This is a genomic window from Streptomyces sp. NBC_00316, assembly GCF_036158715.1.
Classification (GTDB): domain Bacteria; phylum Actinomycetota; class Actinomycetes; order Streptomycetales; family Streptomycetaceae; genus Streptomyces.
Map to the genome: position 1 here is coordinate 7,781,541 of NZ_CP108023.1, position 26,399 is coordinate 7,807,939.

At 69.8% G+C, this 26,399-nt stretch carries 21 protein-coding genes; 13 read left to right on the forward strand and 8 right to left on the reverse strand.

The window, feature by feature from the left end; all coding sequences use genetic code 11:
* Positions 1-269: 269 nt before the first annotated feature.
* The 4 genes from OG878_RS34645 to OG878_RS34660 form a co-directional block, all read right to left on the reverse strand.
* Complete coding sequence (locus OG878_RS34645) at positions 270-815, reverse strand: TetR/AcrR family transcriptional regulator (protein ID WP_328890416.1); 546 nt, start codon at positions 813-815, stop codon at positions 270-272.
* Between the two features lie 12 nt (positions 816-827).
* Positions 828-1,409 (reverse strand): sugar O-acetyltransferase, encoded by a 582-nt coding sequence (locus OG878_RS34650; protein ID WP_328890417.1) that lies wholly within the window; start codon positions 1,407-1,409, stop codon positions 828-830.
* Between the two features lie 335 nt (positions 1,410-1,744).
* Positions 1,745-2,689 carry an ornithine cyclodeaminase family protein gene (locus tag OG878_RS34655; RefSeq protein WP_328890418.1) on the reverse strand — a complete coding sequence of 315 codons (945 nt, stop codon included), beginning with the start codon at positions 2,687-2,689 and terminating at the stop codon, positions 1,745-1,747.
* A complete protein-coding gene (locus OG878_RS34660) occupies positions 2,686-3,492 on the reverse strand; it encodes an IclR family transcriptional regulator (RefSeq protein ID WP_328890419.1) in 807 nt (268 codons plus the stop codon). Before OG878_RS34660 ends, OG878_RS34655 begins: the two co-directional genes overlap by 4 nt.
* Positions 3,493-3,620: 128 nt before the next feature.
* Here OG878_RS34660 and OG878_RS34665 point away from each other — a divergent pair, with 128 nt between their 5' ends.
* The 4 genes from OG878_RS34665 to OG878_RS34680 all read left to right on the forward strand — a co-directional run bounded on the left by OG878_RS34665 (position 3,621) and on the right by OG878_RS34680 (position 8,139).
* Positions 3,621-4,967 (forward strand): amidohydrolase family protein, encoded by a 1,347-nt coding sequence (locus OG878_RS34665; protein WP_328890420.1) that lies wholly within the window; start codon positions 3,621-3,623, stop codon positions 4,965-4,967.
* Positions 4,964-6,037: a dipeptidase gene (locus tag OG878_RS34670; protein WP_328890421.1), complete on the forward strand. Its 1,074-nt coding sequence runs from the start codon at positions 4,964-4,966 to the stop codon at positions 6,035-6,037. Before OG878_RS34665 ends, OG878_RS34670 begins: the two co-directional genes overlap by 4 nt.
* A 384-nt stretch (positions 6,038-6,421) precedes the next feature.
* Entirely contained in the window at positions 6,422-6,904 is a 483-nt protein-coding gene (locus OG878_RS34675) for an ATP-binding protein (RefSeq protein WP_328890422.1), read from the forward strand.
* Positions 6,905-6,957: 53 nt separating this feature from the next.
* Complete coding sequence (locus OG878_RS34680) at positions 6,958-8,139, forward strand: PP2C family protein-serine/threonine phosphatase (RefSeq protein WP_328890423.1); 1,182 nt, start codon at positions 6,958-6,960, stop codon at positions 8,137-8,139.
* Between the two features lie 257 nt (positions 8,140-8,396).
* Here the strand turns inward: OG878_RS34680 and OG878_RS34685 are convergent, their stop codons facing one another.
* Positions 8,397-8,813 (reverse strand): VOC family protein, encoded by a 417-nt coding sequence (locus OG878_RS34685; RefSeq protein ID WP_328890424.1) that lies wholly within the window; start codon positions 8,811-8,813, stop codon positions 8,397-8,399.
* 420 nt (positions 8,814-9,233) lie between these two features.
* On the opposite strand from OG878_RS34685, the gene OG878_RS34690 reads away from it, so the two are divergent.
* Complete coding sequence (locus OG878_RS34690) at positions 9,234-9,707, forward strand: DUF5990 family protein (RefSeq protein ID WP_328890425.1); 474 nt, start codon at positions 9,234-9,236, stop codon at positions 9,705-9,707.
* Positions 9,708-9,833: 126 nt separating this feature from the next.
* Here the strand turns inward: OG878_RS34690 and OG878_RS34695 are convergent, their stop codons facing one another.
* The 3 genes from OG878_RS34695 to OG878_RS34705 form a co-directional block, all read right to left on the reverse strand.
* Positions 9,834-10,922 (reverse strand): WD40/YVTN/BNR-like repeat-containing protein, encoded by a 1,089-nt coding sequence (locus OG878_RS34695; protein WP_328890426.1) that lies wholly within the window; start codon positions 10,920-10,922, stop codon positions 9,834-9,836.
* 154 nt (positions 10,923-11,076) lie between these two features.
* Entirely contained in the window at positions 11,077-11,910 is an 834-nt protein-coding gene (locus OG878_RS34700) for a hypothetical protein (RefSeq protein ID WP_328890427.1), read from the reverse strand.
* Positions 11,911-12,218: 308 nt separating this feature from the next.
* Positions 12,219-13,277 (reverse strand): LacI family DNA-binding transcriptional regulator, encoded by a 1,059-nt coding sequence (locus tag OG878_RS34705; protein ID WP_328890428.1) that lies wholly within the window; start codon positions 13,275-13,277, stop codon positions 12,219-12,221.
* Positions 13,278-13,492: 215 nt separating this feature from the next.
* On the opposite strand from OG878_RS34705, the gene OG878_RS34710 reads away from it, so the two are divergent.
* From OG878_RS34710 to OG878_RS34745, 8 genes are all read left to right on the forward strand, one after another.
* Positions 13,493-14,740, forward strand: a complete 1,248-nt coding sequence (locus OG878_RS34710) for an extracellular solute-binding protein (protein WP_328890429.1) — start codon at positions 13,493-13,495, stop codon at positions 14,738-14,740.
* 2 nt (positions 14,741-14,742) lie between these two features.
* The gene (locus tag OG878_RS34715; RefSeq protein WP_328890430.1) at positions 14,743-15,672 is read left to right on the forward strand and encodes a carbohydrate ABC transporter permease; all 930 of its coding nucleotides are present in this window, start codon (positions 14,743-14,745) and stop codon (positions 15,670-15,672) included.
* Positions 15,673-15,676: 4 nt separating this feature from the next.
* Positions 15,677-16,570: a carbohydrate ABC transporter permease gene (locus OG878_RS34720; RefSeq protein WP_443049196.1), complete on the forward strand. Its 894-nt coding sequence runs from the start codon at positions 15,677-15,679 to the stop codon at positions 16,568-16,570.
* A gap of 52 nt (positions 16,571-16,622) precedes the next feature.
* Positions 16,623-19,013 (forward strand): glycoside hydrolase family 3 N-terminal domain-containing protein, encoded by a 2,391-nt coding sequence (locus OG878_RS34725; RefSeq protein ID WP_328890431.1) that lies wholly within the window; start codon positions 16,623-16,625, stop codon positions 19,011-19,013.
* Between the two features lie 95 nt (positions 19,014-19,108).
* Positions 19,109-20,209 (forward strand): endo-1,4-beta-xylanase, encoded by a 1,101-nt coding sequence (locus OG878_RS34730; protein WP_328890432.1) that lies wholly within the window; start codon positions 19,109-19,111, stop codon positions 20,207-20,209.
* A 37-nt stretch (positions 20,210-20,246) separates the two neighbouring features.
* The gene (locus OG878_RS34735) at positions 20,247-21,515 is read left to right on the forward strand and encodes a glucarate dehydratase family protein (RefSeq protein ID WP_328890433.1); all 1,269 of its coding nucleotides are present in this window, start codon (positions 20,247-20,249) and stop codon (positions 21,513-21,515) included.
* A gap of 61 nt (positions 21,516-21,576) precedes the next feature.
* Positions 21,577-23,118: a sodium:solute symporter family protein gene (locus OG878_RS34740; RefSeq protein ID WP_328890434.1), complete on the forward strand. Its 1,542-nt coding sequence runs from the start codon at positions 21,577-21,579 to the stop codon at positions 23,116-23,118.
* 94 nt (positions 23,119-23,212) lie between these two features.
* Positions 23,213-26,395 (forward strand): glycosyl hydrolase 115 family protein, encoded by a 3,183-nt coding sequence (locus OG878_RS34745; RefSeq protein WP_328890435.1) that lies wholly within the window; start codon positions 23,213-23,215, stop codon positions 26,393-26,395.
* The last annotated feature ends 4 nt before the right edge of the window (positions 26,396-26,399 follow it).

The window sequence follows — 26,399 nt, forward strand, 5'->3', positions numbered from 1 at the left end:
GGTCTGACTGCCTCCTGGTAGGGGGAGATGACTGGTGTCCGGCTTGCCACGCTATTGGTTGATCTTGCTTCACGCGTGGCAAAGAATTCGAACATATGGTCAATTCTTCAGTTGCGGGCGGGCGCGGCGTGAAGGGCTGTCCCCTGGGCGCGGAATTCGGCCCGGCTCGCCAACTGCTGTGCCCCCAGGACATGCTGGGCAGCGCGGACTCGTGCCTGTGGGGGTGCGGTGTCAGGTCCGCACCCCCACAGGCCGTTTCAGGGCCGCTGTCAGGCGGTGGTGGTGATGCGTGTGACCGCCCGGCTGGTCAGGTCTCGGTCGTGGGGCGTGTCGTCCAGGGCTCGGTGCAGAGTGAGCCCCTCGATGAGTGCGTCGAGCTGGCAGGCCGTGTCCGGGTCGAAGTGCCGCTCCAGCAGTTGCCGGCTGCGGCGCATCCACGCCTGCGTCAACTCCCGGTATTCCGGGCGTCGGGCGGCGAGGGTGTACAGCTCCTGGGTGAGGATCAGGTCGCGTCGGGGCCCCGCGGAGAGCGTGTGGATGAGGTCGGTGACGGCCTCACGTGCCAGTTCGGGGCTGTCGGCGCGGCCGAGGTGTTGCTCGAAGACGGCCACGATGTGGTCGGCGAAGCGGGTGAAGGCTTCGCGAAGCAGGTCGTCGATGCCGGTGAAGTGGTAGGTCATCGAGCCGAGGGGCACCTCGGCGCGGGCGGCGATCCTGCGGTGGGACACCCCGGCGACGCCTACGTCGGCGATGTGGTCGAGGGTGGCGGTGATGATGCGTTCGCGACGCTGTGGATCCGTGTGTCCGGTGGCCATCGGTGACGGGCCTCAGAGGTTGCGGATCGGCCGGGCGGGGTTGCCGACGGCGACGACGTTCGCGGGGATGTCCTTGGTGACGACCGCGCCGGCGCCGACCACGCTGTTGTCGCCGATGGTCACACCGGGGCAGACGATGACGCCTCCGCCGAGCCAGACGTTGTCCCCGATGGTGATGGGGAGTGCGGCTTCGAGCTTGTCGCGCCGGGGCTGCGGCTCCAGCGGATGGGTGGGGGTGAGGAGTTGGACGTTGGGGCCGATCTGGCAGTCCTCGCCAATGGTGATCCGGGCGACGTCCAGTGCGGTCAGGTTGTAGTTGACGAAGGTACGGGCTCCGATGGTGATGTTGCTGCCGTAGTCGACCCACAGCGGCGGCCGCACCTCGATGTCCTCGCCCATGGAGGCGAGCAATTCCTCAAGGATCGCCCGGGCCTTGACGGGGTCCTCGGGAAAGGCGGTCTGATAGCGGGCGGCGAGTTGCATGGCGCGCCGCTGCCTGCGGGCGATCTCGGGGTCGTCCGCGATGTAGAGGTCGCCTGCGAGCATGCGTTCCAGGTTGGTGCGCGGGTCGTCCGCAAAGTAATCCGTCGACATGCGTACGATCGTACGCTCCGGGAGCTGGCGGCTGCCCTCGACATCGCCGCCTGCCGGGGCGCGGGTGCAAGTGAGGGATGGGTCGTGTCAAGGTCCTCTGCGCCTTTGACGCGTGAAACCCGCTGACGTGTGTGCGGTCCATGCAGCGGTTATCCCGAATTCACTCACCGGGGGTCTCCCGCTGTGTTGCGGAGACAGTCCGGACTCCGTCGCGTTGGGTGCAGGCACACAAGTCGCCCGGTTCTCCCACCGCGCGCGACCACACCCTGCCGCCGCTGGACCCGACATGGTCCGCCGGACGCACATGGGGATGCCCCGAAGCCCCGGACGGGCCCTCACAGCGCCAGGTGTGTACCGAGGTGCTGCTCGCGGGCGGACGCGTAGACCACTGCGGCCGCGGCGACGTCCAGTGCGGCATGACCGGTGGACTTGAAGACCGTCAGTTCGCCGGGATGGCGGCGGCCCGGGTGGCTGCCGTCGAGGATCGTGCCCAGCATCGTGGCTCGCTCGGGCGGGCGGCCCTGGAGTTCGTGCGCCCCGGCGGGTGGTGGCGAGGTGACCGCGCCGGTCCACTCCACGAAGAGCGATCCGTCCCGGACGGTCTCCGGGTCCAGCTCCGGTCCGTGGGAGCCTCCGACCGAACCGACATGGGCACCCTCGGCCAGCCAGGCGCGGCACAGCACGGGCTCGCGCGCGCCGGTGCAGCAGAGCACGACGTCCGAGCCGCGCACCGCGCCCTCGATGCTGTCGGCGGTGGCCTGCGGGTGCCTGGCGGCGAGGGCCCTGGCCCGGCCGGGGTCGCGGCCGCCGACCACCACGGGGGTCGTGGGGTCCTGCCGTGCGAGCAGGCCGAGCTGCTCGGTGGCCTGAACTCCCGTGCCCAGCACGGCGATCCGGGCCGCCCCCGGCGGTGCGAGCGCCCGCATGGCCAGTGTCGCGGTGGCGGCGGTGCGCACGGCGGTGACGGACTCCGCGTCCATCACGGCCAGAGGCCTGCCGTCCTGCTCGTCGAACAGGGCGACGACTCCCCGATGGGAACTGCGGCCCGTGTTCGCTGGGTCGGCGAACACGGAGACCAGCTTGGCGGCGAGACCGAGGCCGGGGACATGGGCGGGCATCACCCCGAGCAGCCCGGCCGGAGCCTGCGCGGCGACCCGCGGAGGGGCGGAGGCCGTTCCGCGGGCGATCGCGACCAGGGCGACGGTGAGAGCCTCGGCCAGCCGCTCCGGGTCGAGGGAGGCACGGGTCTGCGCCGCGTCCAGTACCAGCACCCCGCTCACTGCAGCTCCTCCGCCCGCGCGTCGGCGGAGACGGCGGCGGGCACGGAACCGGCCGGCCCGGCCGCCACCCCCAGCGCCTCGGACAGTTCGGCCGTGGCGATCAGCAGGGCGTTGCGCAACTCGGCCAGCAGGGGCTCCTGGAATTCGGCGGCCGGTCCGACCACCGTCAGCGCGCACAGCGGCTGTCCCGGCTCGGGTACGACCGCGCGGCTGACGGAGGCGACCAGGGCTTCGCTGCGTCCGCGCTCAACCGCGAAGCCGGTCCGTTCCACCCGCGCCAGGTCGGCGAGCAGGCCGTGCGGGCCGGTCATCGGGTGGCCGTCGTCCTCGGCAGGCCGCAGGTAGGGGCCGCGGGCCTCCGGAGGCAGCGCGGCGACCAGGGCCAGCGGACCGGCGAAACGGTGCACGGGCAGAGCCTCGTCACTGAGCAGGCTGATCATCTCCAGCCGGGAGGGGCGGACTGCGTCCACCACCCGTGAGCGGTCGTGCTCCAGCACCTGGAGGTTGACCATCATCCCGGTGTGCGCCGCCAGCGCCTCCATGGCCGGGCGGGACAGTGCGGCAAGCGAGTGGGCGGACGCCGTGCGCGACAGCCGCAGCACGGCCGCACCCGGCAGATAGTGGTCGCCGGTGCGCAGCACCCAGCCGCGCCGGACGAGGTCGGCGAGCACGCGGTAGGCGGTCGGACGGTGCAGTCCGACGGTCTCGGCGATCTCGCTCAGCCGCAGGGGGCGGTCGGACCGTGAGACGGCCTCCACCAGGTCAAGCGCCTTGTCGACGGCCGAACTGGAGGACCTCGGCACTCCGGACCACCCCTCTCCTCTTCTCGCCGGCATACCCGGACGGTAGCGTACGTTCCCACTGGCGGAATCATTATTACAACAGTTGTAATACCACAGCTGATGCCCGCAACGACGGAGAGGCGTAACCGATGGCTCACGAGGATGTCGGCGCTCCGGCCCCCTTCGCCGCCCCGGCGGAGGGCACCGTGGTGGTGTACCGGGGCGTGACCCTGATCGACGGCACCGGCGGCCCCGCCCGCCCGTCCACCTCGGTCGTCGTGGACGGCGCGCACATCCGGGCGGTCGCGCCGGACGGCGAGATATCCGCCGCGCTCCTCGCCGAGGCGCAGATCGTCGACCTCCGGGGTGCGTTCGTCGTTCCCGGCCTGATCGACTCGCATCAGCACATCGCCACCCCGCCGAACCGCCCGGTGGCCGAGGCGGCACTGCGCCGCCAGGTCTACGGCGGAGTGACCGCGATCCGCGACATGGCCGACGACCTGCGTCAGGTCGCCGACCTGGCCCGCGCCACCCTGGTCGGGGAGATCCCCGGACCCGACATCCACTACGCCGCGCTGACCGCCGGACCCGGCTTCTTCGACGACCCGCGCACCTGGCAGGTCTCGCAGGGGGCGGTGCCCGGTGCGGTCCCGTGGATGCAGGCCGTCACCGACGCCACCGACCTGCCGCTGGCGATCGCCCTGGCGCGCGGCACCCACGCCACCGCCGTCAAGATCTACGCCGACCTGCCGGCCGCCACCGTTGCGGCGATCACCACCGAGGCACACCGGCAGGGCCTTGGCGTGTGGGCCCACGCGGCCGTCTTCCCCGCCTCGCCCGGCGAGGTGGTGGACGCCGGGGTGGACGCGGTCTCCCACGTCCACCTGCTCGTCCACGAGTTCGCCGGCCGTCCGCTGACCACCTACAAGGACAAGCCCCCGGTCGACCGTGACCGCTTCGTCTCCGGCGACGACCAGGAGATGGCCGGGCTGTTCGCGCGTATGCGTGAGCGCGGCACCGTCCTGGACGCCACCAACTCGCTGTGGGACTGGCTGGCCGACGACGCCGACACCCCCGATGCGAAGGCGCAGGCCCGGGCGAACGCCGAGCTGTCGGCCGCGCTCACCGGCCAGGCGTTCCGGGCCGGCGTCGATATCTCGGCCGGCACCGACTACGAGACCGAGCCCGGGCAGCCGTACCCATCGCTCCACGACGAGCTGGTGTTCCTGGTCGAGCGCTGCGGCATCCCCGCCGTGCAGGCCATTCGCTCGGCCACCCTGGTCGGCGCGCTCAGCATGGGGACCGAGGACGTCATGGGCACCGTCGCCGAGGGCAAGCTCGCCAACTTCGTGGTGCTGCAGCAGAACCCACTGGCCGACATCCGGAACCTTCGCAGCATCTCCTGCGTGGTCAAGCGCGGACTGCGCCTCGACCGCGCCGACTTCACGCCGAACGATGACACGCAGGACTCGCCGGAAGGACGTACGGGCCGATGACCGCCGCACCCCGCGACATGCTCATCATCAACGCCCTGGGCGGGCTGGAGAATCCCAATGCCCCTGAAGCGGCCGAGGGTGCCGGCCAACTCATCCAGTCCATCGACGAGCTGGCGATCGATGCCCGCGCGCTGGCCGACGCCCATGCCTCCGGCGTGACCGCCGTCAACATCACCCTCGGGTATGTGATGGGTGACCTGCCGCCCTATGAGCACACCTTGCATGAGATCAGGGTCTGGGACGGCCTGATCCGCGCCAACTCCGACGACCTGCTGGGGGTCCGCACCGCCGCCGACCTGTACCGGGCCAGGACCGAGGGCAAGATCGGAGTGATCTACGGCTTCCAGAACGGCGTTGCCGTCGGCGACGACCTCAGCCGGATCGCCACCTTCCAGGAACTCGGAGTCCGCGTCTTCCAGTTGACGTACAACCAGGCCAACCACCTGGGCAACGGATCCATGGCCAAGGAGAACCGCGGCCTGACCCCGTTCGGCCGCGAGGTGGTCGAGGCCGTCAACGAGAGCCGGATGATGGTCGACCTGTCGCACAGCGGCGAGAACACCTGCCTGGAGGCGGCCCGGATCTCCACCCGACCGGTGTCGGTCAACCACACGGGGTGCCGTGCCCTCACGGACCTGCCGCGCAACAAGACGGACGAGGAGCTCCGGCTGGTCGCCTCGCGCGGCGGCTTCGTCGGCATCTACTTCATGCCGTTCCTCAGCCCCACCGGCCACGCCACCGCCGCCGACGTGGTCGAGCACATCGATCATGCGGTGAACGTCTGCGGCGAGGACGCCGTCGGCATCGGCACCGACGGACCGGTGACCGGCATCGACGACCTGGACGCCTACCGGGCCCGGCTCGCCGAGCACGTCGCCCGGCGACAGGCCGCCGGCGTCGGCGCCGCCGGTGAGCGCGCCGACACGTACCCCTTCGTGGTCGACCTGCGCGGCGTGGATCAGTTCCGCGAGCTGATACGGCTGCTGGAGAAGCGGGGCTACGGCTCCGAGCGGATCGAGAAGATCCTCGGCCGCAACTTCGCCGACTACGCCGAGCGCATCTGGGGCTGAGCGGGGCGGAAGGGGTACCGGAGGAGGCCCAGGACTGCGGGCCGGCATCCGCCCGACAGACGGCACGAGGGCCCGGCCGGGCACCCCGCGGAGGCATCGCATGCGGAGATCGTCCGGGTGGCTCACCCGGACGATCTCGGAGGCGGGTCTCGTCCTGCCCGTCCGGGGAGTACGTGGGCGTGACGTCCGTGTGGATGGGGATGGGACGAGTACACCTCGTACTTTCGGCCGGTCGACCGTGACCGAAAGGCTGAGCCTTCGGGGGCGCCTTCTTTTCTACGGTGGAGGGACCGAGCGGGAACTGCCGGACTCCGGCGACTCACCCGCGAGGGCCCCAGGTCCCCTCAGCCGCAGCCGCCCGCGGCCCCGACTCAGGAGTGCCGCATGACCACCTCCACCCATGCCCTGCTTGCCGAGCTCACCCTGCCGTCGCACCCGCGCTCCGCAGCCCGGGCCCGCCACGCGGTGGGAGTGCTCGTGGAGCACGACATCGAGGCGGCCGACCGCGTTCTGCTGCTGCTCTCCGAGGCCGTGGCCAATGCCGTCGAGCACACCTGCAGTGGTCACGTCCGGGTGGTGGCTGCGGTCGACGAGGTCTCCGGTGAGATCTTCTGCGGAGTTTTCGACACCGACCCGTGCATCCCCACCCCTGCCCAGTTCACGGAGGCGGAGGGTGCGGAGCCGGCCGAGTCCGGCCGGGGCCTGGTTCTGATCGACGCCCTCAGCGACGCCTGGGGTCATGTGCGCTGCCGCGCAGGCAAGTGGCTCTGGTTCCGCGTCCTGTCCGAACCCCGGACGACCGCAGGGGGCCGGTCCACCGCGCCGGCCGCCGCGAGGACCCGGACCCGTCTGTGCGGCGCAGCGTGAGGACGCGCCGTACAGCGCACTTCGCACCCTCCCCTCCTGAACGGACTGGACCGATGACTCTGCCGATCAGCTTTTCGCGCCCGCGGACGCTCGGCCGGCCGCGCCGTTCCACCGATACGTCCTCTGCCGGACGGGTGGGCGCCCCGTTGCCGGCGGCGTGGGTGCGGCTGCTGCCGGCTGCCCTGATCCTCGTCGACCTGGGCCTGGACACCACCATGTCGAGCCATGTGGCCGCCGGCTTCCTGTTCATAGCGCTCCCCGCGTTCGCCGCTTTCTCCATGGGCGTGGCCGCCACCGCCGCATTCACCGTTCTGGCGATCCTGCTCGAGATCGGAGTGGCCTGGCGCGTCGGGCACCAGTTCGAGCAGCACCATGTCACCGCCTATGCCGTCACCGCCCTGGTCGGCACGGTGAGCATGGTGCTCGCCCGCCAGCGGCTGAGGCAGAACCGGGACCTGGTGCGCGCCCGCACGGTGGCCGAGGCCTTGCAGAACGCCCTGCTCAAGCCGCTCCCGGAGCGGCTCGGTCCGCTCACTGCGGCCGCGCTCTACCGTCCTGCCGACGCCGACACCCTGATCAGCGGCGATCTCTACGACGTGGCCGAGACCCCCTTCGGCTACCGGGCGATCATCGGAGACGTCCGGGGCAAGGGGCTGGCCTCGGTACAGACGGTGGCTGCCGTGCTGGGCACCTTCCGGGAGACCGCGCACGAGGTCCAGGACCTCACCGAGCTCGCCGCCCGGCTGGACCGCCGGCTGCAGCGTGAGTCGGAGGCCGACGGCGACGGTGAACTGTTCGTCACCGCCACCCTGGTCGAGTACGACCCGGGGGCCGTTGCCATCACGCTGCTCAACCGCGGACATCTGGACCCGCTGTTGATCTCCGCCGAGGGCGTCCGTGCCCTGCCCACTTCCGCCGAGCTGCCGCTGGGACTGGGTAATCTGGCCGGCGCCGAGGCCGACGCGGAGCCGGTCAGCTGCCCGCTGCGGCCCGGTGAGGTGCTGCTGCTCCACACCGACGGTGCCAGTGAGGCGCGCGATGACAACGGGGTCTTCTACCCGATTCGCGAGCGGCTGGCCGAGCGTTTCGGCGGTGCGGCGGAGCCGACGCCGGCCGAGGTCGTCGCCCACCTCGCGCAGGACCTGGCCGAGTACACCGACCGCACCCGCGACGACCTGGCCGTGCTGGCCCTCGCCGGCGACGTGTGGACGAAGGCACTGGTCATGGCCCCGTGACGGGTACACCGTGCGGGTCCCGGCGTCCCGCACCCGCAGACATCTCCTGCGCCGGCAGGCGGCCAGGGAAGCAAGCCGCAGCATGTCGCCGCAACACTGAATCCCCCTCACGCGTCGACAGCAGCGTTCTGTCATGAACCGACCGCGACGCCACCGGGGCAGTCGCCTGTAGGACACAGCAGTGGGCGTGCAGCGCCGCACCCGAGGGGCCACGGCACTGTGCCGCGGCCCCTCACGGGATACGGTGCCGGGTCGCGTCAGGCCCCGGCCTCGCTGATGTTGACCATCCAGCCGATGCCGAACTTGTCCGTACACATGCCGAACACGTCGCCCCACATCTGCTTCTCCAGCGGCACCGCCACGTTGCCGCCGGCGGACAGCTTCTCCCAGTAGCCACGCAATTCGTCGGCGTCGTCGCCGCTCAGGCTCACGGCGAAGTTGTCGCCCGGCTTGTGCTCCATGCCCGGCGGGGTGTCGGCGCACATGAGGGTGAAGCCACTCGGGGTCTCCAGCATGCCGTGCATGACCTTGTCGGCGTACCCGGGGGGCGCCTCGGAGCCGAACTGGCCGAATGTGTGGACGTTCAGGGTGCCGCCGAAGACGCCCTGGTAGAAGTCGATGGCTTGCCTGGCGTCACCGGCGAAGCTGATGTACGGGTTGAGTCGAGAGGCCATAGTGTGATCCTTTCACGACGTTCTGTCAGCAACTGCACACTAAGGGCTGTCCCGTAATCCCTGGTGGATCAGCGCGCGGCGTCAGATGCGGTGCATCGCAAGGCGGAGGGACGTCCGCATACTGGGCGTATACGGGCGTTCCGACAACGCGGCGAGGTGCCGTAGCTGTCGTCGTGCGCCCGCCAGGGGTTACGGGACAGCCCTTAGCCACGGTCCGGCTGCTCGGTCGGCATCTGCGCAGACCGGGCACTGGTACGTGTCAAGACCGTGGCCGGCCATGCGAATCGTTGCGCGGTCACGTGGCGATGCCCTCGTCGGGAACGGTCCTCGTGCGGTCAAGCTCGTACGATCAAGCACGAGTTTCCGGAGCGGCGCAGACCGGGACACAGCGATGCGAACAATGACAGGGGGCTGACCGGTATGCGTATCCGTATCGACGCCGTCGACCTGCCCGGCCTCACCTGCTGCCCGTCCGTGGCGCCCGACGGTGACACCTCCACCTGCGGCAACGTCCATGTCGCCGTGCAACGTCGCGACCGCCCGGCGGAACTTCTCGATCCGCAGCCGGGCGACGCCGCGTCCGCGACCTGGATCCTGGAGTGCACCACGGTTGCCTCGCCGACCGGAACCGATGTGAAAGGCCCGTACGTCCAGGGCCGTCCGGGGGGCCGGTTCATCTACCTGTCGTGGGGCACGGTCGACGAGTCGGGCGCCTTCACGGTGTTCCGCCGCGCCAAGCTCATGCTCGACGCGGTCCCCTCCGAGGTGCTCGACGCCGCCGCACGCGGCGGCCTGCTGGTCGGACGCCTCGGCCTGACCGACGCGTGCGGGGCACCCCTGTGTGCACGGGTCGTACCTCCGGCCATCGCCTGGACCGCGGAACCCACCGAATGACAGCGCTCGTCACCCCGCACCGACACCGCCGTCGACGACCCAGGATGCACCAGCGCCGTCGGCAGCATCTCCCGCACCACACCGCGCCGGCACCCCGGCCACGGCCCGCTCGTACGACCGCAGTGATCAACCGCCGATGGTCGCCGCCCGGACACACAGCACATCCGGCAGATGCGAGGCGAGCTGCTCCCAGCTGTCCCCGTCGTCCCCGCTCGCGTACACCTCGCCGTTGCGATTGCCGAAGTAGACCCCTGCCGGATCGGCGTCGTCGGTGCAGAGCGCGTCGCGCAGCACCGTGCCGTAGTGCATCTCCTCGGGCAGTCCCGCCGACAGCGGCTCCCAGGTCCTGCCAGCGTCGCTCGTGCGGAACACCCGGCAGCGGTGCTCGGCGGGGACGCGGTCGGCGTCGGCATTGATCGGGAAGACGTACGCGGTCCCGGCCCGGCGCGGATGGGCGGCCGCGGCGAATCCGAAGTCGGACGGCAGCCCCTGGCCGATGTCCGTCCAGTTGTCCCCGGAGTCGTCGCTGCGGAACACACCCCAGTGATTCTGCAGATAGAGACGGTCCGGATCGGCGGCGTCCCGGGCGACCTTGTGGACGCACTGGCCGAACTCCGGGTTCGGATCAGGCAGGAAGACCGCCGACACCCCCTTGTTCGACGGGTCCCAGCTCGCACCGCCGTCCTTGGTGCGGAACACTCCGGCCGTGGAGACCGCGACGGTCACGGCCCGCGCATCCCTCGGGTCGGTCAGGATCGTGTGGAGTCCCTCGCCGCCCCCGCCCGGCACCCACTTCGAGCGCGTCGGGTGCTCCCACAGAGGGCGCACCAGCTCGAACGACTCCCCGCGGTCCTCCGAGCGGAACAACGCAGCCGGCTCCGTCCCCGCGTACACGACATCGGGGGCCTCCGGCCCGGCCGGGTGCAGCTGCCAGACCCGCTCCAGCGAGGCGCCGGTGAACTGCGGGAATTTGACCGCAGGTTGTTTCGGCTCGACCCATGTCGCGCCCAGGTCGTCGGAGTGGAAGACCGATGGCCCCCAGTGCGCACTGTCCCCGCCGACCAGGAGCCGGGGGACTGTCCCGCGGCTGTCGATGGCGATCGAGTAGATCGCCTGTGCGTTGAAGTGCGGGTCGCCGAACTCCCAGGCGCCATCACGCCTGCGGCCGATGAAAAGTCCCTTACGAGTCCCCACAGTGAGCAGTACGTCGGTCATGGCCGACACCTCCCGAAACGCCTTTGTCGCGGACAGGGGCCAGTCTGCACCCGGCCACTGACAGTGGGGTGCGGAGACGATGTTTGTGCAGGTCGGACGGGGGTGGCGGGCGCACTGCCGGGCCTCATGGCCTCCGGCGCTCCTGGTGGTGCGCTCAGAGCCCCAAGGCGTCGTCGGCCCACTCGAACGCCGACGCCTGGCCCGCGCCCGGCGTCTGTTCCGCCCAGATGACCTTGCCCTCCGCGGTGTAGCGGGTTCCCCAGCGGTCGGCGAACTGGGCGACGAGATACAGGCCGCGGCCGCCCTCGTCCGTCGTCGACGCATAGCGCAGATGCGGTACGGAGTGCAGCACCGCGGCGTGATGCTCGTACAGTCGCGTCATCTCGGCGGGGCCGAGGCCGTGCGTCTGCCGGCGCAGACGCCGGCTGACCAGCGCCGCTCCGCCGGAGGTGAGGGCAAGTGCGGTCACCGCGGCGCCGAAGAGCACCGGCAGGTCGCGGTCGGCCATTTTGTTCACGTTGGTGACCGTGATGCCTACGGACACCAGGCCGGCGGCCGAGCCGTCGGCCCTGGGTACCGGCACCACCGAGTTCACGGCCGGTCCCCGGCTCCCCTTGAAGGTCTCGGTGAATCCGTGCCCGAGAAGTGCCTCCTTGTACGGGCCGAGGATGTGCTTGCCTGTCAGCGCGGGATCGGGGTGGGTGTAGCGGAAACCGCGTGTGCTGGCCACGACGACGTACTCGACGCGGGTGCTTTTCCGGACCGCTTCCGCACGCGGCTGGAGCACCGCGGTGGGATCTCGGCTGTCCAGCGCCGCCACAATGCCCGGGGAGTGAGCGAACGTATCGGCTACGGCGTACGAACGGCTTCGGGCTTCCTGAACGGCGGCTCGCCGGCCCTGCACGACGAGTGAGACCGCCGCCGCGGCGACGAGCAGAACCACGAGCGCCAGCTCCAGCAGGAGCACCTGCCCGGCCACGGTGTGCACGCCGAGCAAGGTGTGGGAGCGTCCGGAGCGCGATGGCCAGAGCCTTGCCATATATCTGCCAAAGCGGCCCATAGCTCCTTTTTATCAGCTATGTCCGTACAAAAATTTGAATGCGTATCGCTGGCACGGGCAACGGGCGGAGCGGCTCCCCGGGGCGGGTTCGTTGCTGTGCCCCGGTCGGCGGGCGCTCCGCTGCGCCCTACCGGGCCGTAGCCGTCCGCACCGGCCACGACCTGCTGCCCGCCCCGGACGACCGCTCGCCGCTGTCGTGAAACTGCTGGGCGTCCGGCCGCAGGTCGGGCAGGGCGTCAGCGGCGGGGAGCCGCGGTGCTGCTGCGGACCACGAGGTTGGTGGCGAGGTCGACGCTGGTGGTCGCGGGCTGCCGGCCCCGGCTCATGTCGAGGACCAGCCGGGCGGCGGTCTCGGCCATCTCGATGAGGGGCTGGCGCACGGTGGTGAGCGGCGGTCCGATCCATCGCGTGAGCGGCAGGTCGTCGAAGCCGACGACGCTGAGGTCCTCCGGGATGCGCAGACCCAGCTCGCGCGCGGCCTCGTAGACGCCGAGCGCCTGCAGGTCGTTGCCGGCGAACACGGCGGTGGGCGGCTCGGGGAGCCGGAGCAGTTCCAGACCCGCCCTGTATCCGTCCTCGTGGGAGAACTCGCCCTCCCTGACCAGGTCGGGATCGATGGGGAGCCCCGCGGTCTCCATCGCCGCCCGGTAGCCGTCGACCCGGGCCCGACTGCACATCATCCGCGACGGGCCGCTGATGACGCCGATCCGCCGGTGCCCGAGGCCGGTCAGATGGCGGGTGGCCGCCAGTCCGCCCTGCCAGTTCGTCGTCCCGACCGACGCCACGTCGTCGCCCGGGTCGCCGGCCGGATCGACGACCGCGAACGGGATGTTGCGGCTGGTCAACTGGGCGCGCTGGGCCGCGGTCAGATCCGACAGCACCAGGATCACGCCGACCGGCCGACGGGCCAGCACGCCGTCCACCCAGGTCTGGCCGGGGGACAACCGGCCGGCGCTCTCGGAGAGCACCAGGCTCAGGCCCTCTTCCCGGGCGACGTTCTCGACGCCCCGGACGACCTCCATGGCCCAGCCGCTGTCGAGCTCGTGGAAGACCAGATCGATCAGCTGCGACTGTGCCGTGGAACCCCGCCTGCGGCGGTAGCCGTGAAGAAGCAGCAGCTCCTCCACGCGGGTGCGCGTACTGGGCGCGACGTCGGCGCGGCCGTTCAGCACTTTCGAAACTGTCGGAGCCGAAACTCCGGCTGCGCGCGCGATTTCGGCCAGCGTGGCGGTGCTCTCCGACGGCTCGCCGGCGGGCGCCTTCTCCTGAGGGGACTGGACCTTTGCAGGGCTCATGCGGGGAATCCTAGCTTCCCGCGAGCCCGAACGGGGAAGGGGTAAGGGTTTGGAAATACCTCCGCTTACCCTCTTGACGTGCCCGAAACGCGATCGTACGGTTCCGGCAACATTCGAAAGCCACCCCGAAACATTCGACAGAGGTGCGGTTCATGCGGTCGGGCATTTTCACTCAGGGCACACGTACGGCGAGATGGACCGCAACGGGTGCGGCCATGGTAATGGCCGGTCTGCTGGCGGGTTGCGGTACGAGCGAGGGCAGCGGTAGCGACGGTGGGACCATCACCGCCTACGTCTACGGCGATGACGCGGTCAAGGTTCAGCAGGCCGCGGTCACGAAGTTCAACAAGACCTCGAAGGTCAAGGTCAAGCTGGTCTCGGTGCCCGGTACCGACTACGTGAACAAGCTCCGAAGTGCGATGGGATCGCCCAGCGCCCCGGACGTCTTCTTCAACTGGGGTGGCGGCTCGATCAAGCCGTACGTCGACGCCAAGCAGCTCGTCGACCTCACCTCGACCGTGAACAGCGACGCCACGCTCAAGGACGGGTTCCTTCCGTCGATCATGACGGCGGGCAGCCTCGACGGGAAGATCTACGGGGTGCCCATGCGCGGCATGCAGCCCGTGATGCTCTTCTACAACAAGTCGCTCTTCGCCGAGAACAACCTCGAGGCCCCCAAGACCTGGGACGACCTGCAGAACGCCATCACCACCTTCAAGGCCAAGGGCATAACCCCCTTCGCTCTCGGCGGCGCCGACAAGTGGCCCGAGCTGATGTGGATGGAGTACCTGCTCGACCGGATCGGCGGACCCGAGGTCTTCCAGAAGATCCAGAACGGCGACACCTCCGGCTGGGGCGACCCGGCGGTGCTGAAGGCGGCCCAGACCGTCAAGCAGCTCGTCGACCAGGGTGCCTTCGGCAAGAACTTCAACTCGGTCGACTACGGCAACGGCGGCGCGCCCACGCTCCTCAACAAGGGCAAGGCCGCCATGCACCTCATGGGCTCGTGGGAGTACTCCACGCAGCTGGGCAAGGCGCCCGAGTTCGCCAAGAAGGACCTCGGCTGGACCGCCTTCCCGACCGTGGCCGGCGGCGTCGGCGACGCGGCGGACGTGGTGGGCAACCCGACCAACTACTGGTCGATCAACGCGCGCACCAAGCACAAGGACGCCGCGATCGCGTTCCTGAAGACGATGGCCTCGCAGGAGTACGCCAAGGCCCTGGTCGACAACGGGGACATCCCCACGACCTCCAACGCGGCCTCGATGCTCAGCACGTCGCCCAACCCGCAGTTCGCCAACGACCAGTACAGCCTGGTCCAGAAGGCGCCCAGCTTCACGCTCTCGTGGGACCAGGCGCTGGAGTCCCAGTACGCCACCCCGCTGCTCACCGAGCTCAGCAAGCTGTTCGCCGGCAAGTCCACCCCTGAGCAGTTCGTCGCAGCGATGAAGGCCGTCAAGTAAGCATGTCCCACCACACTCCGCACGTGAAGACGCGTGGGGGCAGGAAGACGGCCGTCGGAAACGTCGGCCGTCCTCCGGTCAGCTGGGCTCTGCCCGGCATCCTCTTCTTCGCCGTCTTCGCGATCGTCCCGCTGGCGATCGCCGTCTATCTCTCCTTCTGCCGGTGGGACGGGCTGAACTCCCCGACCCCGGCAGGCCTGGACAACTGGACCCGGCTGTTCAAGGATCCGGAATTCCGCCAGGCTGCCTGGCTGAGCCTTCTGCTGACCACCATCAGCTGGGCCTTCCAGACCCCTGTGGCACTGCTCCTCGGTGTCTGGGCGGCGGGCCGGCAGCGCAGCAGGGCCGTGCTCTCCGCGGTCTTCTTCGTCCCGCTGCTGCTCTCGACCACCGCCATCGCCATGCTCTTCCACGCCCTGCTGGACCCCAACTTCGGTGTGATCACGACGATTGGACCCTGGTTCGGGATCGACCCGAACATCATGGGATCGTCCACCGGCGCCCTGCTCACCGTGGCGTTCGTCGGCGGCTGGCAGTTCATGCCGTTCCACACCCTGATCTACCAGGGCGGCGCCCGGCAGATCCCCGAGGTGCTCTACCAGGCGGCCGAGATCGATGGCGCCGGCATGTTCCGGCAGTTCTTCCACATCACGCTGCCGCAGCTGCGCCACACCATTACGACCTCGTCGGTTCTGATGATCGTCGGCTCGCTGACGTACTTCGACACCGTGCTGATCATGACCAAGGGCGGTCCCGGCACGGACACCACGGTCCTGCCTTACCTGATGTACCGGACCGGCTTCCAGACCTACGACCTCGGCTATGCCGCGGCGATCGCCACGGCCCTGGTCGTGGTGGCCACCGCCTTGTCGCTGATCCTGGTCCGCTTCAGCGGTTTCGGGAACATGCGGTCCACCCGGGAAGGTATGTGACGAGATGTCAATCGACACCCGCCCCGAGGCGCCGGCCATGTCGCCCGCGGTCCGACGCCGTGCGGCCGTCACCGGCCGTCGCAAGCGCTGGGGCAACCCACTGGCCGGTCTGGGCTCCCTGGTCTGGCTCGTCATCGTGGTCGTACCGCTCTACACGCTGATCTCCTCGTCGCTGATGCACCAGGACGAGGCGCTCAACGGGGACCCGCTGGCCTTCCCCACGAATCCGACGCTCGACAACTACAGCACCGTGCTGGACAGCGGCTTCTCCACGATGCTCGTCAACACGGCGATCGTCGCCGTGTCCACCGTCGCCATCGTGCTGCTGCTCTCGGTGCCCGTCGCCTATGTGGCCGTGCGTACCCGCAGCCGGCTCTCCTCTCTCGCCTTCCGGACCTTCCTGCTCGGCGTGGCGATCCCGGCTCAGGCGGTGATCGTGCCGCTGTATCTGCTGATCGGCAAGATGGGGCTGTACGACACCCTGCCCGCGATCATCCTGCCGACCGCCGCTTTCGCGATGCCGGTGGCGGTGCTGGTACTCAGCGGCACCATGCGCGATGTCTCCGAGGAGATGTACGAGGCGATGTCGCTCGACGGTGCCTCGCCCCTGCGGATGCTGTGGCAGCTGGCGGTCCCCATGTCCAAGGCGGGCATCAGCACGGTGGCGATCTACACGGCGCTCCAGGCGTGGAACGGCTTCCTCTTCCCGCTGATCCTGACGCAGTCGGAGGAGAACCGGGTCCTGACCCTCGGCCTCTTCAACTTCATGACCCAGTTCGGAGTCAACATCCCCGCCGTTCTGGCCGCAATCGTCCTCTCCGTCGTGCCCATCTTCGCCGTGTACCTCGTGGCACGGAAGGCGCTGATCAACGGACTGATGGGAGTGGGCGGCAAGTAACGCACCCACGCCGCCCAGCACTACCGCACTCATGAGAGGAACCCCTGCCGCCATGGCAATCCCCCCTGCCCCGCATGCCCACCGGGCCGCCCGGTCCACCGCCGTCGACGGCCCTTGGCGCGACCCTTCACTCACCCCCGAGACGCGGGTGGCCGACCTCATCGCCCGGATGACGCTGGAGGAGAAGGCCGCGCAGCTGTACGGAGTATGGGTGGGCGCCGACGCGGACGGCGACGGGGTCGCGCCGCTCCAGAACGACATGGTCGACCCGGTCGACTGGGACGAGCTCACCACCCGCGGCCTGGGCCAGCTGACCAGGCCGTTCGGTACCGCCCCGGTGGACCCCGGTGTCGGCGCCGTCTCTCTGGCCCGCGCCCAGGAGCGGATCATGGAGGCCGGACGGTTCGGCATCCCGGCACTCGCCCATGAGGAGTGCCTTGCAGGCTTCACCGCCTGGGGTGCCACCGCCTACCCCGTCCCGCTGTCCTGGGGCGCCGCCTGGAACCCGGACCTGGTCACCGAGATGGCCCACCGCATCGGCCGCGACATGCGGTCGGTGGGTATCCACCAAGGGCTGGCACCCGTCCTCGACGTGGTGCGCGACCTGCGCTGGGGCCGGGTGGAGGAGACCGTCGGCGAGGACCCGTACCTGGTCGCCACCATCGGCACCGCGTACGTCCGCGGCCTGGAGTCCGCCGGGATCGTCTCCACTCTCAAGCACTTCGCCGGATACGCCGCCTCGGCGGGCGCCCGCAACCTCGGGCCGGTCCGGGCCGGTGCGCGCGAGATGGCCGATGTCATCCTTCCGCCCTTCGAGATGGCGCTGCGCGAAGGGGGTGCCCGCTCGGTGATGCACTCGTACGCCGAGATCGACGGCGTCCCTACGGCGGCCGACCCGACGCTGCTCACCGAACTGCTCAGGGACATCTGGGGGTTCGAGGGCACCGTCGTCGCCGACTACTTCGGCATCGGCTTCCTGGAGACCCTGCACAAGGTCGCCGCGGACCGCGCGGGCGCCGCCCGCCTCGCGCTGACTGCAGGGGTCGACGTCGAGCTCCCCACCGTCCGCAGTTACGGCGATGCGCTCGTCGCCGCCGTGCAGGACGGCGTCGTGGCCGAGGAGCTGGTCGACCGGGCGCTGAACCGCGTCCTGCTCCAGAAGTGCGAACTCGGGCTGCTCGACCCGGAATGGTCGCCGCTGCCGGCCGTGCTGATCGGGACGGACCCCGAGCAGGCACGTGACACCGTGGACCTCGACCCGCCGGAGAACCGGGCGCTCGCCCGGCAGCTGGCCGAGCAGGCCATCGTGCTGCTCGCCAATTCCGGCGATGCGCTCCCGCTGCGGTCGGACCGCCGGATCGCGGTCGTCGGACCGCGCGCCGACGACGCGCTGGCCATGCTCGGCTGCTATTCGTTCCCCAGCCATGTCGGCGTCTCGCACCCCGAGGTGTCCATGGGGATCGAGATTCCGACCGTCCTCGAAGCACTGCGCACGGAGTTTCCCGGTGCGGCCATCGATGCGGCGGCCGGCTGCGACGTGGACGGCACGGACACCTCCGGCATCGCCGCGGCGGCGGAGCTCGCCCGGGACGCCGATGTGTGCGTCGCCGTGCTCGGCGACCGGGCCGGACTGTTCGGGCGCGGCACCTCGGGTGAGGGCTGCGACGCCGCCGACCTCTCCCTGCCCGGTGTGCAGGGCGAGCTGCTCGATGCGCTGCTGGCCACCGGTACTCCGGTCGTCCTGGTGCTGCTGACGGGGCGTCCCTACGCACTGGGCCGCTGGGCGGACCGGACGGCCGCCACCGTGCAGGCGTTCTTCCCCGGCGAGGAGGGCGGTCCGGCGCTGGCCGGTGTGCTCTCCGGCCGTGTGAACCCCTCCGGCCGTCTCCCGGTCGGCGTTCCGCAGGGTCCGGGCGGCCAGCCGTGGACCTACCTGCAGCCGCCGCTGGGACTGGCCAACGGGGTCAGCAACCTCGACCCGACACCGCTCTACCCCTTCGGACACGGGCTGTCGTACACCTCGTTCGAGTGGGAGGCCGGAGCCTCCGCTCCCGCCGAGCTCCCGACCGACGGCTCCACCGACATCGAACTCACCGTCCGCAACAGCGGGGCCCGTGAGGGCGCCGAGGTGGTGCAGCTCTACGTGCACGACCCGGTCGCCCAGACCACCCGCCCGGAGTCGCGGTTGATCGGGTACGCCCGAGTGCCGCTCGCCCCCGGGCAGGCCCGCCGCGTGCGGTTCCACTTCCATGCCGATCTGGTGTCCTTCACCGGTATCGGTGGACGGCGGATCGTCGAACCCGGCGATCTCGAACTGCGGCTCGCGACATCCAGCGCGGCCTCCGACGTCAAGCAGACCGTGCAGCTGCGGCTCACCGGTCCCGAGCGCACGGTCGATCACCGGCGCCGGCTCGTCTGCGACACGTCGATCGAACTGATCTGAATCTGCCCGTTACTTGAGGGCCCGGGCCTCCCCGCTCCATCTGCGGGGAGGATCCCGAAACTTTCGAAGCGGTACATCCATCGAAGGGACATGTCATGCGCAAGGCAACTCAGGCTGCCGCCGTCGGCACCGCCGCCGCAGCCCTGCTGGTCTCCACGTTCACCGTCGCCGCCAGCGCCGCCCCCGAGAACGCCGCCCACCACACCAAGCCGAAGAGCGACGCCGCCGCCAACACCCTCGGCGCTCTGGGCAAGCGCGCCGACCTGCGGATCGGAACCGCGGTCGACATGTCGGCACTTGCCTCCGACGCCCCCTACCGGGCCAAGGCCGCGGGCGAGTTCTCCTCGGTCACTCCGGAGAACGTCATGAAGTGGGAGGCCGTCGAGCCTCAGCGCGGCACGTACAACTGGGCCCCCGCGGACGACCTGGTGGACTTCGCCAAGGAGAACGGCCAGCTGGTCCGCGGTCACACCCTGGTCTGGCACAGCCAGCTGCCGGCGTGGCTGAACAACGGCGACTTCACCGCCGATGAGCTGCGCGAGATCCTGCACCAGCACATCACCGACGAGGTGACGCACTTCAAGGGCAAGATCTGGCAGTGGGACGTCGTCAACGAGGCCTTCAACGACGACGGCACCATGCGCAACAGCATCTGGCTGCAGAAGCTCGGCCCCGGTTACATTGCCGACGCCTTCCGCTGGGCGCACCAGGCCGACCCCAAGGCCAAGCTCTTCATCAACGACTACAACGTCGAGGGCGTCAACGCGAAGAGCACCGCCCTCTACAACCTCGTCGTGCAACTCCGCAAGGAGCACGTGCCGGTCCACGGCGTCGGCATCCAGGGTCACCTGGACGTCCAGTACAACGCCCCGCACGACATCGCCGCCAACATGAAGCGCTTCGACGACCTCGGTCTGGAGACCGCGATCACCGAGGCCGACGTCCGCATCCCGATGCCCGCCGACAACACCGAGTTCGAGGCGCAGGCGGAGGCCTACGACGTCCTGCTGCGCGGCTGCCTGCTCACCGAGCACTGCACCGACTTCACGGTGTGGGGCTTCACGGACAAGTACTCCTGGGTTCCCGGTGTCTTCACGGGCGAGGGCGCGGCGAACGTGCTCGACGAGAACTTCAACGCCAAGGCCGCGTACAACGCGATGAGCGAGGACCTCAAGCTGGCCGCAGGCAGGGGCTGAAAGCACAGATGACCAACAGCACGGAGGAGGCTGGACAGTGACGGACGGCCTCCGGATCCATGCAGTGAAGATCACCCCGGTCGCCTTCCGTGACCCGGCCCTGCTCAACGCGGTCGGCGTGCACGAACCGTACGCCCTGCGTGCGATCGTCGAGGTCGACACCGGCGAGGGCCTCGTCGGCCTCGGCGAGACCTACGCCGACGAAGGGCATCTGAGCCGGCTGCGGGCCGTGGCGGGCGCCATTCTCGGAATGGATGTGTACGCGCTCGGCGCCCTGCACCGCAAGGTCGCCGAAGTCCTCTCCGGAGACAGTGGAGCCGGTGGCTCCGGACTGACCGGGATGATCACCACCAGCAGGGCCGTGGACCGGGTGTTCTCCCCGTTCGAGGTGGCCTGCCTGGACCTCCAGGGCAAGGCCGCCGGCCGCCCGGTCAGTGATCTGCTCGGAGGAGCGGTGCGGGAATCCGTACCGTTCAGCGCGTACCTCTTCTACAAGTGGGCCGCGCACCCGGGGCAGGTGCCGGACGACTGGGGCGCGGCACTGGATCCGGAGGCCGTCGTCGCCCAGGCGCGCCGGATGATCTCCGAGTACGGCTTCACCGCGATCAAGCTCAAGGGCGGTGTCCGGCCGCCCATGGAGGAGGTCGAGGCGGTCCTCGCGCTGCGCGACGCCTTCCCCGGCGTACCGCTGCGGCTCGACCCCAACGCGGCATGGAGCGTGGAGACATCGGTCGAGGTGGCCCGCCGCCTGGAAGGTGTCCTCGAGTACCTGGAGGACCCGACTCCCGATCTGGACGGCATGGCGCAGGTGGCCAGGCGGACCCCGATCCCGCTGGCCACCAACATGTGCGTCGTCGCGTTCGAGCATCTGGCGCCCGCGGTCGCGCAGAAGTCGGTCCAGGTGGTGCTCTCCGACCACCACTACTGGGGCGGCCTGCACCGTTCCAAGCTGCTCTCCGGCATCTGCGACACCTTCTCCATGGGCCTGTCCATGCACTCCAACTCGCATCTGGGGATCAGTCTGGCCGCGATGACCCATCTGGCGGCCGCCACGCCGAACCTCACCTACGCCTGTGACACCCACTGGCCGTGGAAGACCGAGGAAGTCGTGGAACCGGGCGCGCTGCGGTTCACCGACGGAGCCGTGCGGGTCCCGAAGGGGCCGGGCCTCGGCGTCGAACTCGACCGGGACTCGCTCGCGCGCCTGCACGAGCAGTACCTCGCCTGCGGTCTGCGCAACCGTGACGACACCGGCTACATGCAGCGGATCGACCCCCACTACGAGAAGAAGACTCCGCGCTGGTGAGCCGCGGCGGCCGTCGGCCGCCGCAACCGCCGCGCGTTCCACAGCAGTTCAAGGAGCATTCATGGCTTTGCTCGACTGGGTCGCCCTCGGCGGCTATTTCCTGGTGATGCTGCTCATCGGCCTCTGGTCGCACCGACGTGTCGGTGATGTCAGTGACTACTTCACCGGTGGCGGCCGGATGCCCTGGTGGCTTTCCGGCATCTCCCACCACATGTCCGGGTACAGCGCCGCCGTGTTCGTCGCCTACGCGGCCATCGCGTACAGCTACGGCATCACGGTCTACGTGTGGGCGTTCCTGCCGCTCGCCCTCGGTACCGCCGTGGGCGCCTGGCTGTTCGCGCCGCGCTGGAACCGGCTGCGGCAGCGGTACGCGGTCGCCTCTCCGCTCGAATATCTCGCCAAGCGCTACAACGTGCCCACCCAGCAGGCGCTCGCCTGGAGCGGCGCCCTGCTCAAGGTGTTCGACGTGGCCGCCAAGTGGGCGTCCGTCGCCGTCCTGCTCAATGTGTTCACCGGCATGTCGATGACGGCCGGCATTCTGATCACGGGCGTCGTCACCCTGCTCTACTGCACCGTGGGCGGGCTCTGGGCCGATGCGCTCACCGACTTCGGCCAGTTCGTCATCCAGGGCATCGCGGCGCTCGCCATGGTCTGGGTGGTGCTGGACCGTCTCGGTGACGGCATTTCCGGCCTCGGCACTCTCTGGCACAAGCTGCCCGCGGGCCACGGTCACCCGCTGGTCGGCCCCTACACCGCCACGTTCCTCGGCGCGTACGTCGTCGTGAAGCTCTTCGAGTACAACGGCGGCATGTGGAACCTGGCCCAGCGTTACATGGCCACCGACACCCCGCAGGCCGCCCGCCGTTCGGCCGGGCTGTCCGCGGTGCTGTACGTGATCTGGCCCGCGGTCCTGTTGTTCCCGCCCGTCGCCGCGGCTGTGCTGCTGCCCGATGTGGCCGACCCGCAGAAGATCTACGCGCTGATGGCGGAGTCCTATCTGCCGGCCGGACTGGTGGGTCTGACGCTCGCCGGAATGTTCTCGCACACGATGGCCATGGCCTCGTCGGACGCCAACGCGGTCTCCGCGGTCGTCACCCGCGACATCATCCCGGCGGTCGTGCGCCGCGCCAAGGACCTCCCGGCGGCCACCGGCCTGCTCATCGCCCGTGTGTGCACGGTCGTGTTCATCACCGTGAGCATGCTCGTCGCCATCGAGGCCGATCACTTCGGCGGTGTGCTCGGCATCATCGTCGGCCTGGTCGCGGCCGTCATGGGCCCGATCTCCATTCCGATGCTGCTCGGTCTGCTGCCCGCCTTCCGCAAGTGCGGCCCGCGCGCGGCCCTGGCCTCCTGGGCGCTGGGCCTGCTGGGCTACGTCCTGGTGAAGTTCGTGCTGGAGAGCACGGACCAGACCGTCATCATCGTGACCCCGCTGGTGACGTCGCTGGTCGTGTACGTCCTCGTGGGCCTCCTCAGCCCGGAGCCCGACACCACGGCCGACGCGATCGTGGCCGCGGTTTCCCCCGGACCCGACGGCGACGGCGACCGTGAACTCGTTGCTGCCGCGGTGCCGCAGGCCGCGGTGACGGGCGCGGGCGACTGACAGGGCGCCCGAACCCCGACCGTCCTCGCGGCAACTCTGCAAGGCATACACCCGTCCTATTTGTCATGAGTGTGAACAAATCAGGGAGAGCAGTATGGACAAGCATTCCCCGCAACACGCGAGCCGCAGATCGATTCTGGGGCTCGGACTGGGGCTCACCGCCCTGACGGCAACACCTCTCGGCTCGCTGATCGGCCTCTCGTCGGAGGCCCTGGCCGCCGCACCGGGCGCGGCCGGACTGGCGACCGACCCCGGCGCGTACATCTCCTTCACGCCCCGCTCCGGGAGCTTCCCACTGTTCAGGGCAGGTGTGGCGGCCCCGATTCTGGTCAGCGACCGCGACTTCGCGGGCGTCGTCCGGGTGGCCGACGACCTCCAGGCCGACATCGAGCGCGTCACCGGCGTCCGGCCCGTCCTGTCGCGCGGTGCGACCCCGAAGGGCCGCGAGATCGTCATCGTCGGAACCATCGGGCGCAGCCCGCTGATCGACGGACTGGTCGCCGCCGGCAAGCTCAACGTCTCCGGCATCAAGGGCAAGTGGGAGACCAGCCTCCAGACCATCGTCGAGAAGCCGCTGCCCGGCGTCGACCGAGCCTTCGTGATCGCGGGCAGCGACCAGCGCGGCACGATCTACGGCACGTACGACGTCTCCCGCGGGATCGGTGTCTCCCCCTGGTACTGGTGGGACGACGTCACCCCCGTGCACCGGGACGGGCTCCATGTCCTGCCCGGCCGCCACACCCAGGGCACCCCGGCTGTCCGGTACCGCGGATTCTTCATCAATGACGAGAACCCCGCGCTCGGCACCTGGGCTCCGGCCTTCTTCGGCCCCGGCAAGGCCCCCGGCTTCGAGGGCGGCTTCAACGCCGACTTCTACGCCAAGATCTTCGAAGTGATGCTGCGTCTGAAGGCCAACTACCTCTGGCCGGCCGTCTGGGGACGCGCGTTCGCCGAGGACGACCCGCAGAACCACGCCACCGCGAAGGCGTACGGCGTCGTCATGGGCACCTCGCACGAGGCGCCGATGATGCGCGGTATCGAGGAGTGGAACCGGCATGCCGTCGCCGCCGTACGGGACGGCGCGGGCAACATCACCACCCCCGGACACGACCCCTACGGCGGCACGGGCGAGTGGTCCTTCCGCCGCAACGCCGAGGCGATCAAGGCGTACTGGGCCGACGGCATCCGCCGGATGAAGGACGAGGACTTCGAGGGCGTCGTCACCCTCGGCATGCGCGGCAACGGCGACGTCAGTCTGCCCGACGGCGACGGCATCGAGCTGATGACCGAGATCATCGCCACCCAGCGGCAGATCCTGGCCGACGTCTCCGGCAAGGACGTCACCACGATTCCGCAGGTGTGGACGCTCTACAAGGAGGTCCAGCGGTACTGGGACCGGGGCCTGCGGGTGCCCGACGACGTCACCGTCGTCCTCACCGACGACAACTGGGCCAACGTCCGCAAGCTGCCCGACCTCAAGAACGACGCCCGCACCGGCGGTTACGGCCTCTACTACCACTTCGACTATGTCGGGGTGGGCCGCAACTACAAGTGGGTGGACACCACTTCGCTGCCGAACATGTGGGACCAGCTCCACCAGAGCGCCGCCTACGGGAACCACGGTCTGTGGGTCACCAACGTCGGCGACCTCAAGGGCAACGAACTGCCCACGCAGTTCTTCCTGGAGTACGCCTGGAATCCCGACCGCTGGACCCTCGACCGGCTGCCGGAGTGGGAGGAGCAGTACGCCCGGCAGAACTTCGGCGAGGAGCAGGCCGAGGACATCGCCGAGGTGCTCCGCACGTATGCGCAGCTGCAGTCCCGGCGCAAGCCCGAGCTGCTCAACCGCAGGATCATGCTCGACCCGGCCAAGGATCCCGCCAAGGACGCGTCGGCGATCGTCTACGACGACCAGGCGACCCCGTTCAGCCTCACCGACTACCGGGAGCTGGAGCGCGTCACCGAGGAGTGGCAGCGGCTCGGGGCCGACGCCGAACGGATCGGCCGCAGGCTCCCCGCCTCCGTCCAGGACGCCTGGTACGAGCTGGTCGGCTACGAGGTGCAGGCCACCGCCAACCTGTACGCCCTGCGTGAGGCCGAGTTCAAGAACCTGCACTACGCGGCACAGGGCCGGGCCCTCACCAATGACCTGGCGGCCGCTGCCGAGGCCCGCCTCGGCGACGACCTGGCGCTGGCGGACCGTTTCAACACCAAGGTCGCCGACGGGAAGTGGCAGGGCTTCCAGACCCAGCCGCACATCGACTACGGCGATGTGGCCCGCTACGGGCCGAACGCCCCCTGGCAGCAGCCCGAGCTCAACAACGTCGCCATCAAGGACGTGCTGTTCCCGGCGGTGAAGCGCATCGACCTGCCGGCCCGTGCCGAGATGGGCGTGGCCGTCGACGGCTCGGACAAGTGGTGGCCCGAGGAGAACTCCCCGGCCGTGCTGCCGTCCTTCAGCCCGTACCAGAGCCAGGCCGCGCAGTACATCGAGGTGTTCAACCGGGGCGCCGCCCCGTTCGACTACCGGATCCGCACAGGGGCTTCCTGGCTCATCGCCGACCGGGTCAGGGGGCGGGTCGACAAGCAGGACCGGATCACCTTCCGCGTCGACTGGTCACGGGCGCCCAAGGGTGCCACGGAGGTGCCCATCACGGTCAGCGGTCCGGACGGCCGCGAGGTCGTCGTCCGCGCCGTGATCGACCACCCCGAGGAGCGGCGCTCGCAGCTCGAAGGGTTCGTCGAGGCCAACGGGTACGTGTCCATCGAGGCGGACCACTACTCCCGGTCCGTGGGCAGCAACGGGATCACCTGGACGCGCATCCCCGGCATCGGCCGTACCGGCGCCGGCATGGAACCCTTCCCGGTCACCTCCGCCCGCCAGACCCCCGGCGGCGGCAGCCCGCGGCTGGAGTACAAGGTCAGCCTGTTCACGACCGGGCCGGTCACCGTGCATGCGTACCTGTCGCCCCGCAACAACGCGCTGGCGTCCGACGGCCTCACGTACGCCGTTTCCTTCGACGGCGACGCGCCTCAGAGCGTGAACGTCACGGCGGTGACGGGATCCGACGACGGCACCATGAACGTCCAGTGGGCGCGCAACACCTCCGACAACGTCAACCGCACCAGCACGGTGCACCACATCGGCCGGGCCGGTGTGCATGTGCTGAAATTCTGGATGGTCGACCCGACGGTGGTGCTGCAGAACCTGGTGGTCGACACCGGCGGCCTCAAGCCCAGCTACCTGGGCCCGCAGGAGAGCCTCCGGCTGAAGTGAGCCG

What these genes read in the sequence shown, in the direction of transcription:
- OG878_RS34645 (WP_328890416.1), bottom strand. Translation starts at nt 815, where the DNA reads ATGGCCACCGGACACACGGATCCACAGCGTCGCGAACGCATCATCACC.
- OG878_RS34650 (WP_328890417.1), bottom strand. Translation starts at nt 1,409, where the DNA reads ATGTCGACGGATTACTTTGCGGACGACCCGCGCACCAACCTGGAACGC.
- OG878_RS34665 (WP_328890420.1), top strand. Translation starts at nt 3,621, where the DNA reads ATGGCTCACGAGGATGTCGGCGCTCCGGCCCCCTTCGCCGCCCCGGCG.
- OG878_RS34670 (WP_328890421.1), top strand. Translation starts at nt 4,964, where the DNA reads ATGACCGCCGCACCCCGCGACATGCTCATCATCAACGCCCTGGGCGGG.
- OG878_RS34675 (WP_328890422.1), top strand. Translation starts at nt 6,422, where the DNA reads ATGACCACCTCCACCCATGCCCTGCTTGCCGAGCTCACCCTGCCGTCG.
- OG878_RS34680 (WP_328890423.1), top strand. Translation starts at nt 6,958, where the DNA reads ATGACTCTGCCGATCAGCTTTTCGCGCCCGCGGACGCTCGGCCGGCCG.
- OG878_RS34685 (WP_328890424.1), bottom strand. Translation starts at nt 8,813, where the DNA reads ATGGCCTCTCGACTCAACCCGTACATCAGCTTCGCCGGTGACGCCAGG.
- OG878_RS34690 (WP_328890425.1), top strand. Translation starts at nt 9,234, where the DNA reads ATGCGTATCCGTATCGACGCCGTCGACCTGCCCGGCCTCACCTGCTGC.
- OG878_RS34695 (WP_328890426.1), bottom strand. Translation starts at nt 10,922, where the DNA reads ATGACCGACGTACTGCTCACTGTGGGGACTCGTAAGGGACTTTTCATC.
- OG878_RS34705 (WP_328890428.1), bottom strand. Translation starts at nt 13,277, where the DNA reads ATGAGCCCTGCAAAGGTCCAGTCCCCTCAGGAGAAGGCGCCCGCCGGC.
- OG878_RS34710 (WP_328890429.1), top strand. Translation starts at nt 13,493, where the DNA reads ATGGTAATGGCCGGTCTGCTGGCGGGTTGCGGTACGAGCGAGGGCAGC.
- OG878_RS34715 (WP_328890430.1), top strand. Translation starts at nt 14,743, where the DNA reads ATGTCCCACCACACTCCGCACGTGAAGACGCGTGGGGGCAGGAAGACG.
- OG878_RS34720 (WP_443049196.1), top strand. Translation starts at nt 15,677, where the DNA reads ATGTCAATCGACACCCGCCCCGAGGCGCCGGCCATGTCGCCCGCGGTC.
- OG878_RS34725 (WP_328890431.1), top strand. Translation starts at nt 16,623, where the DNA reads ATGGCAATCCCCCCTGCCCCGCATGCCCACCGGGCCGCCCGGTCCACC.
- OG878_RS34730 (WP_328890432.1), top strand. Translation starts at nt 19,109, where the DNA reads ATGCGCAAGGCAACTCAGGCTGCCGCCGTCGGCACCGCCGCCGCAGCC.
- OG878_RS34740 (WP_328890434.1), top strand. Translation starts at nt 21,577, where the DNA reads ATGGCTTTGCTCGACTGGGTCGCCCTCGGCGGCTATTTCCTGGTGATG.
- OG878_RS34745 (WP_328890435.1), top strand. Translation starts at nt 23,213, where the DNA reads ATGGACAAGCATTCCCCGCAACACGCGAGCCGCAGATCGATTCTGGGG.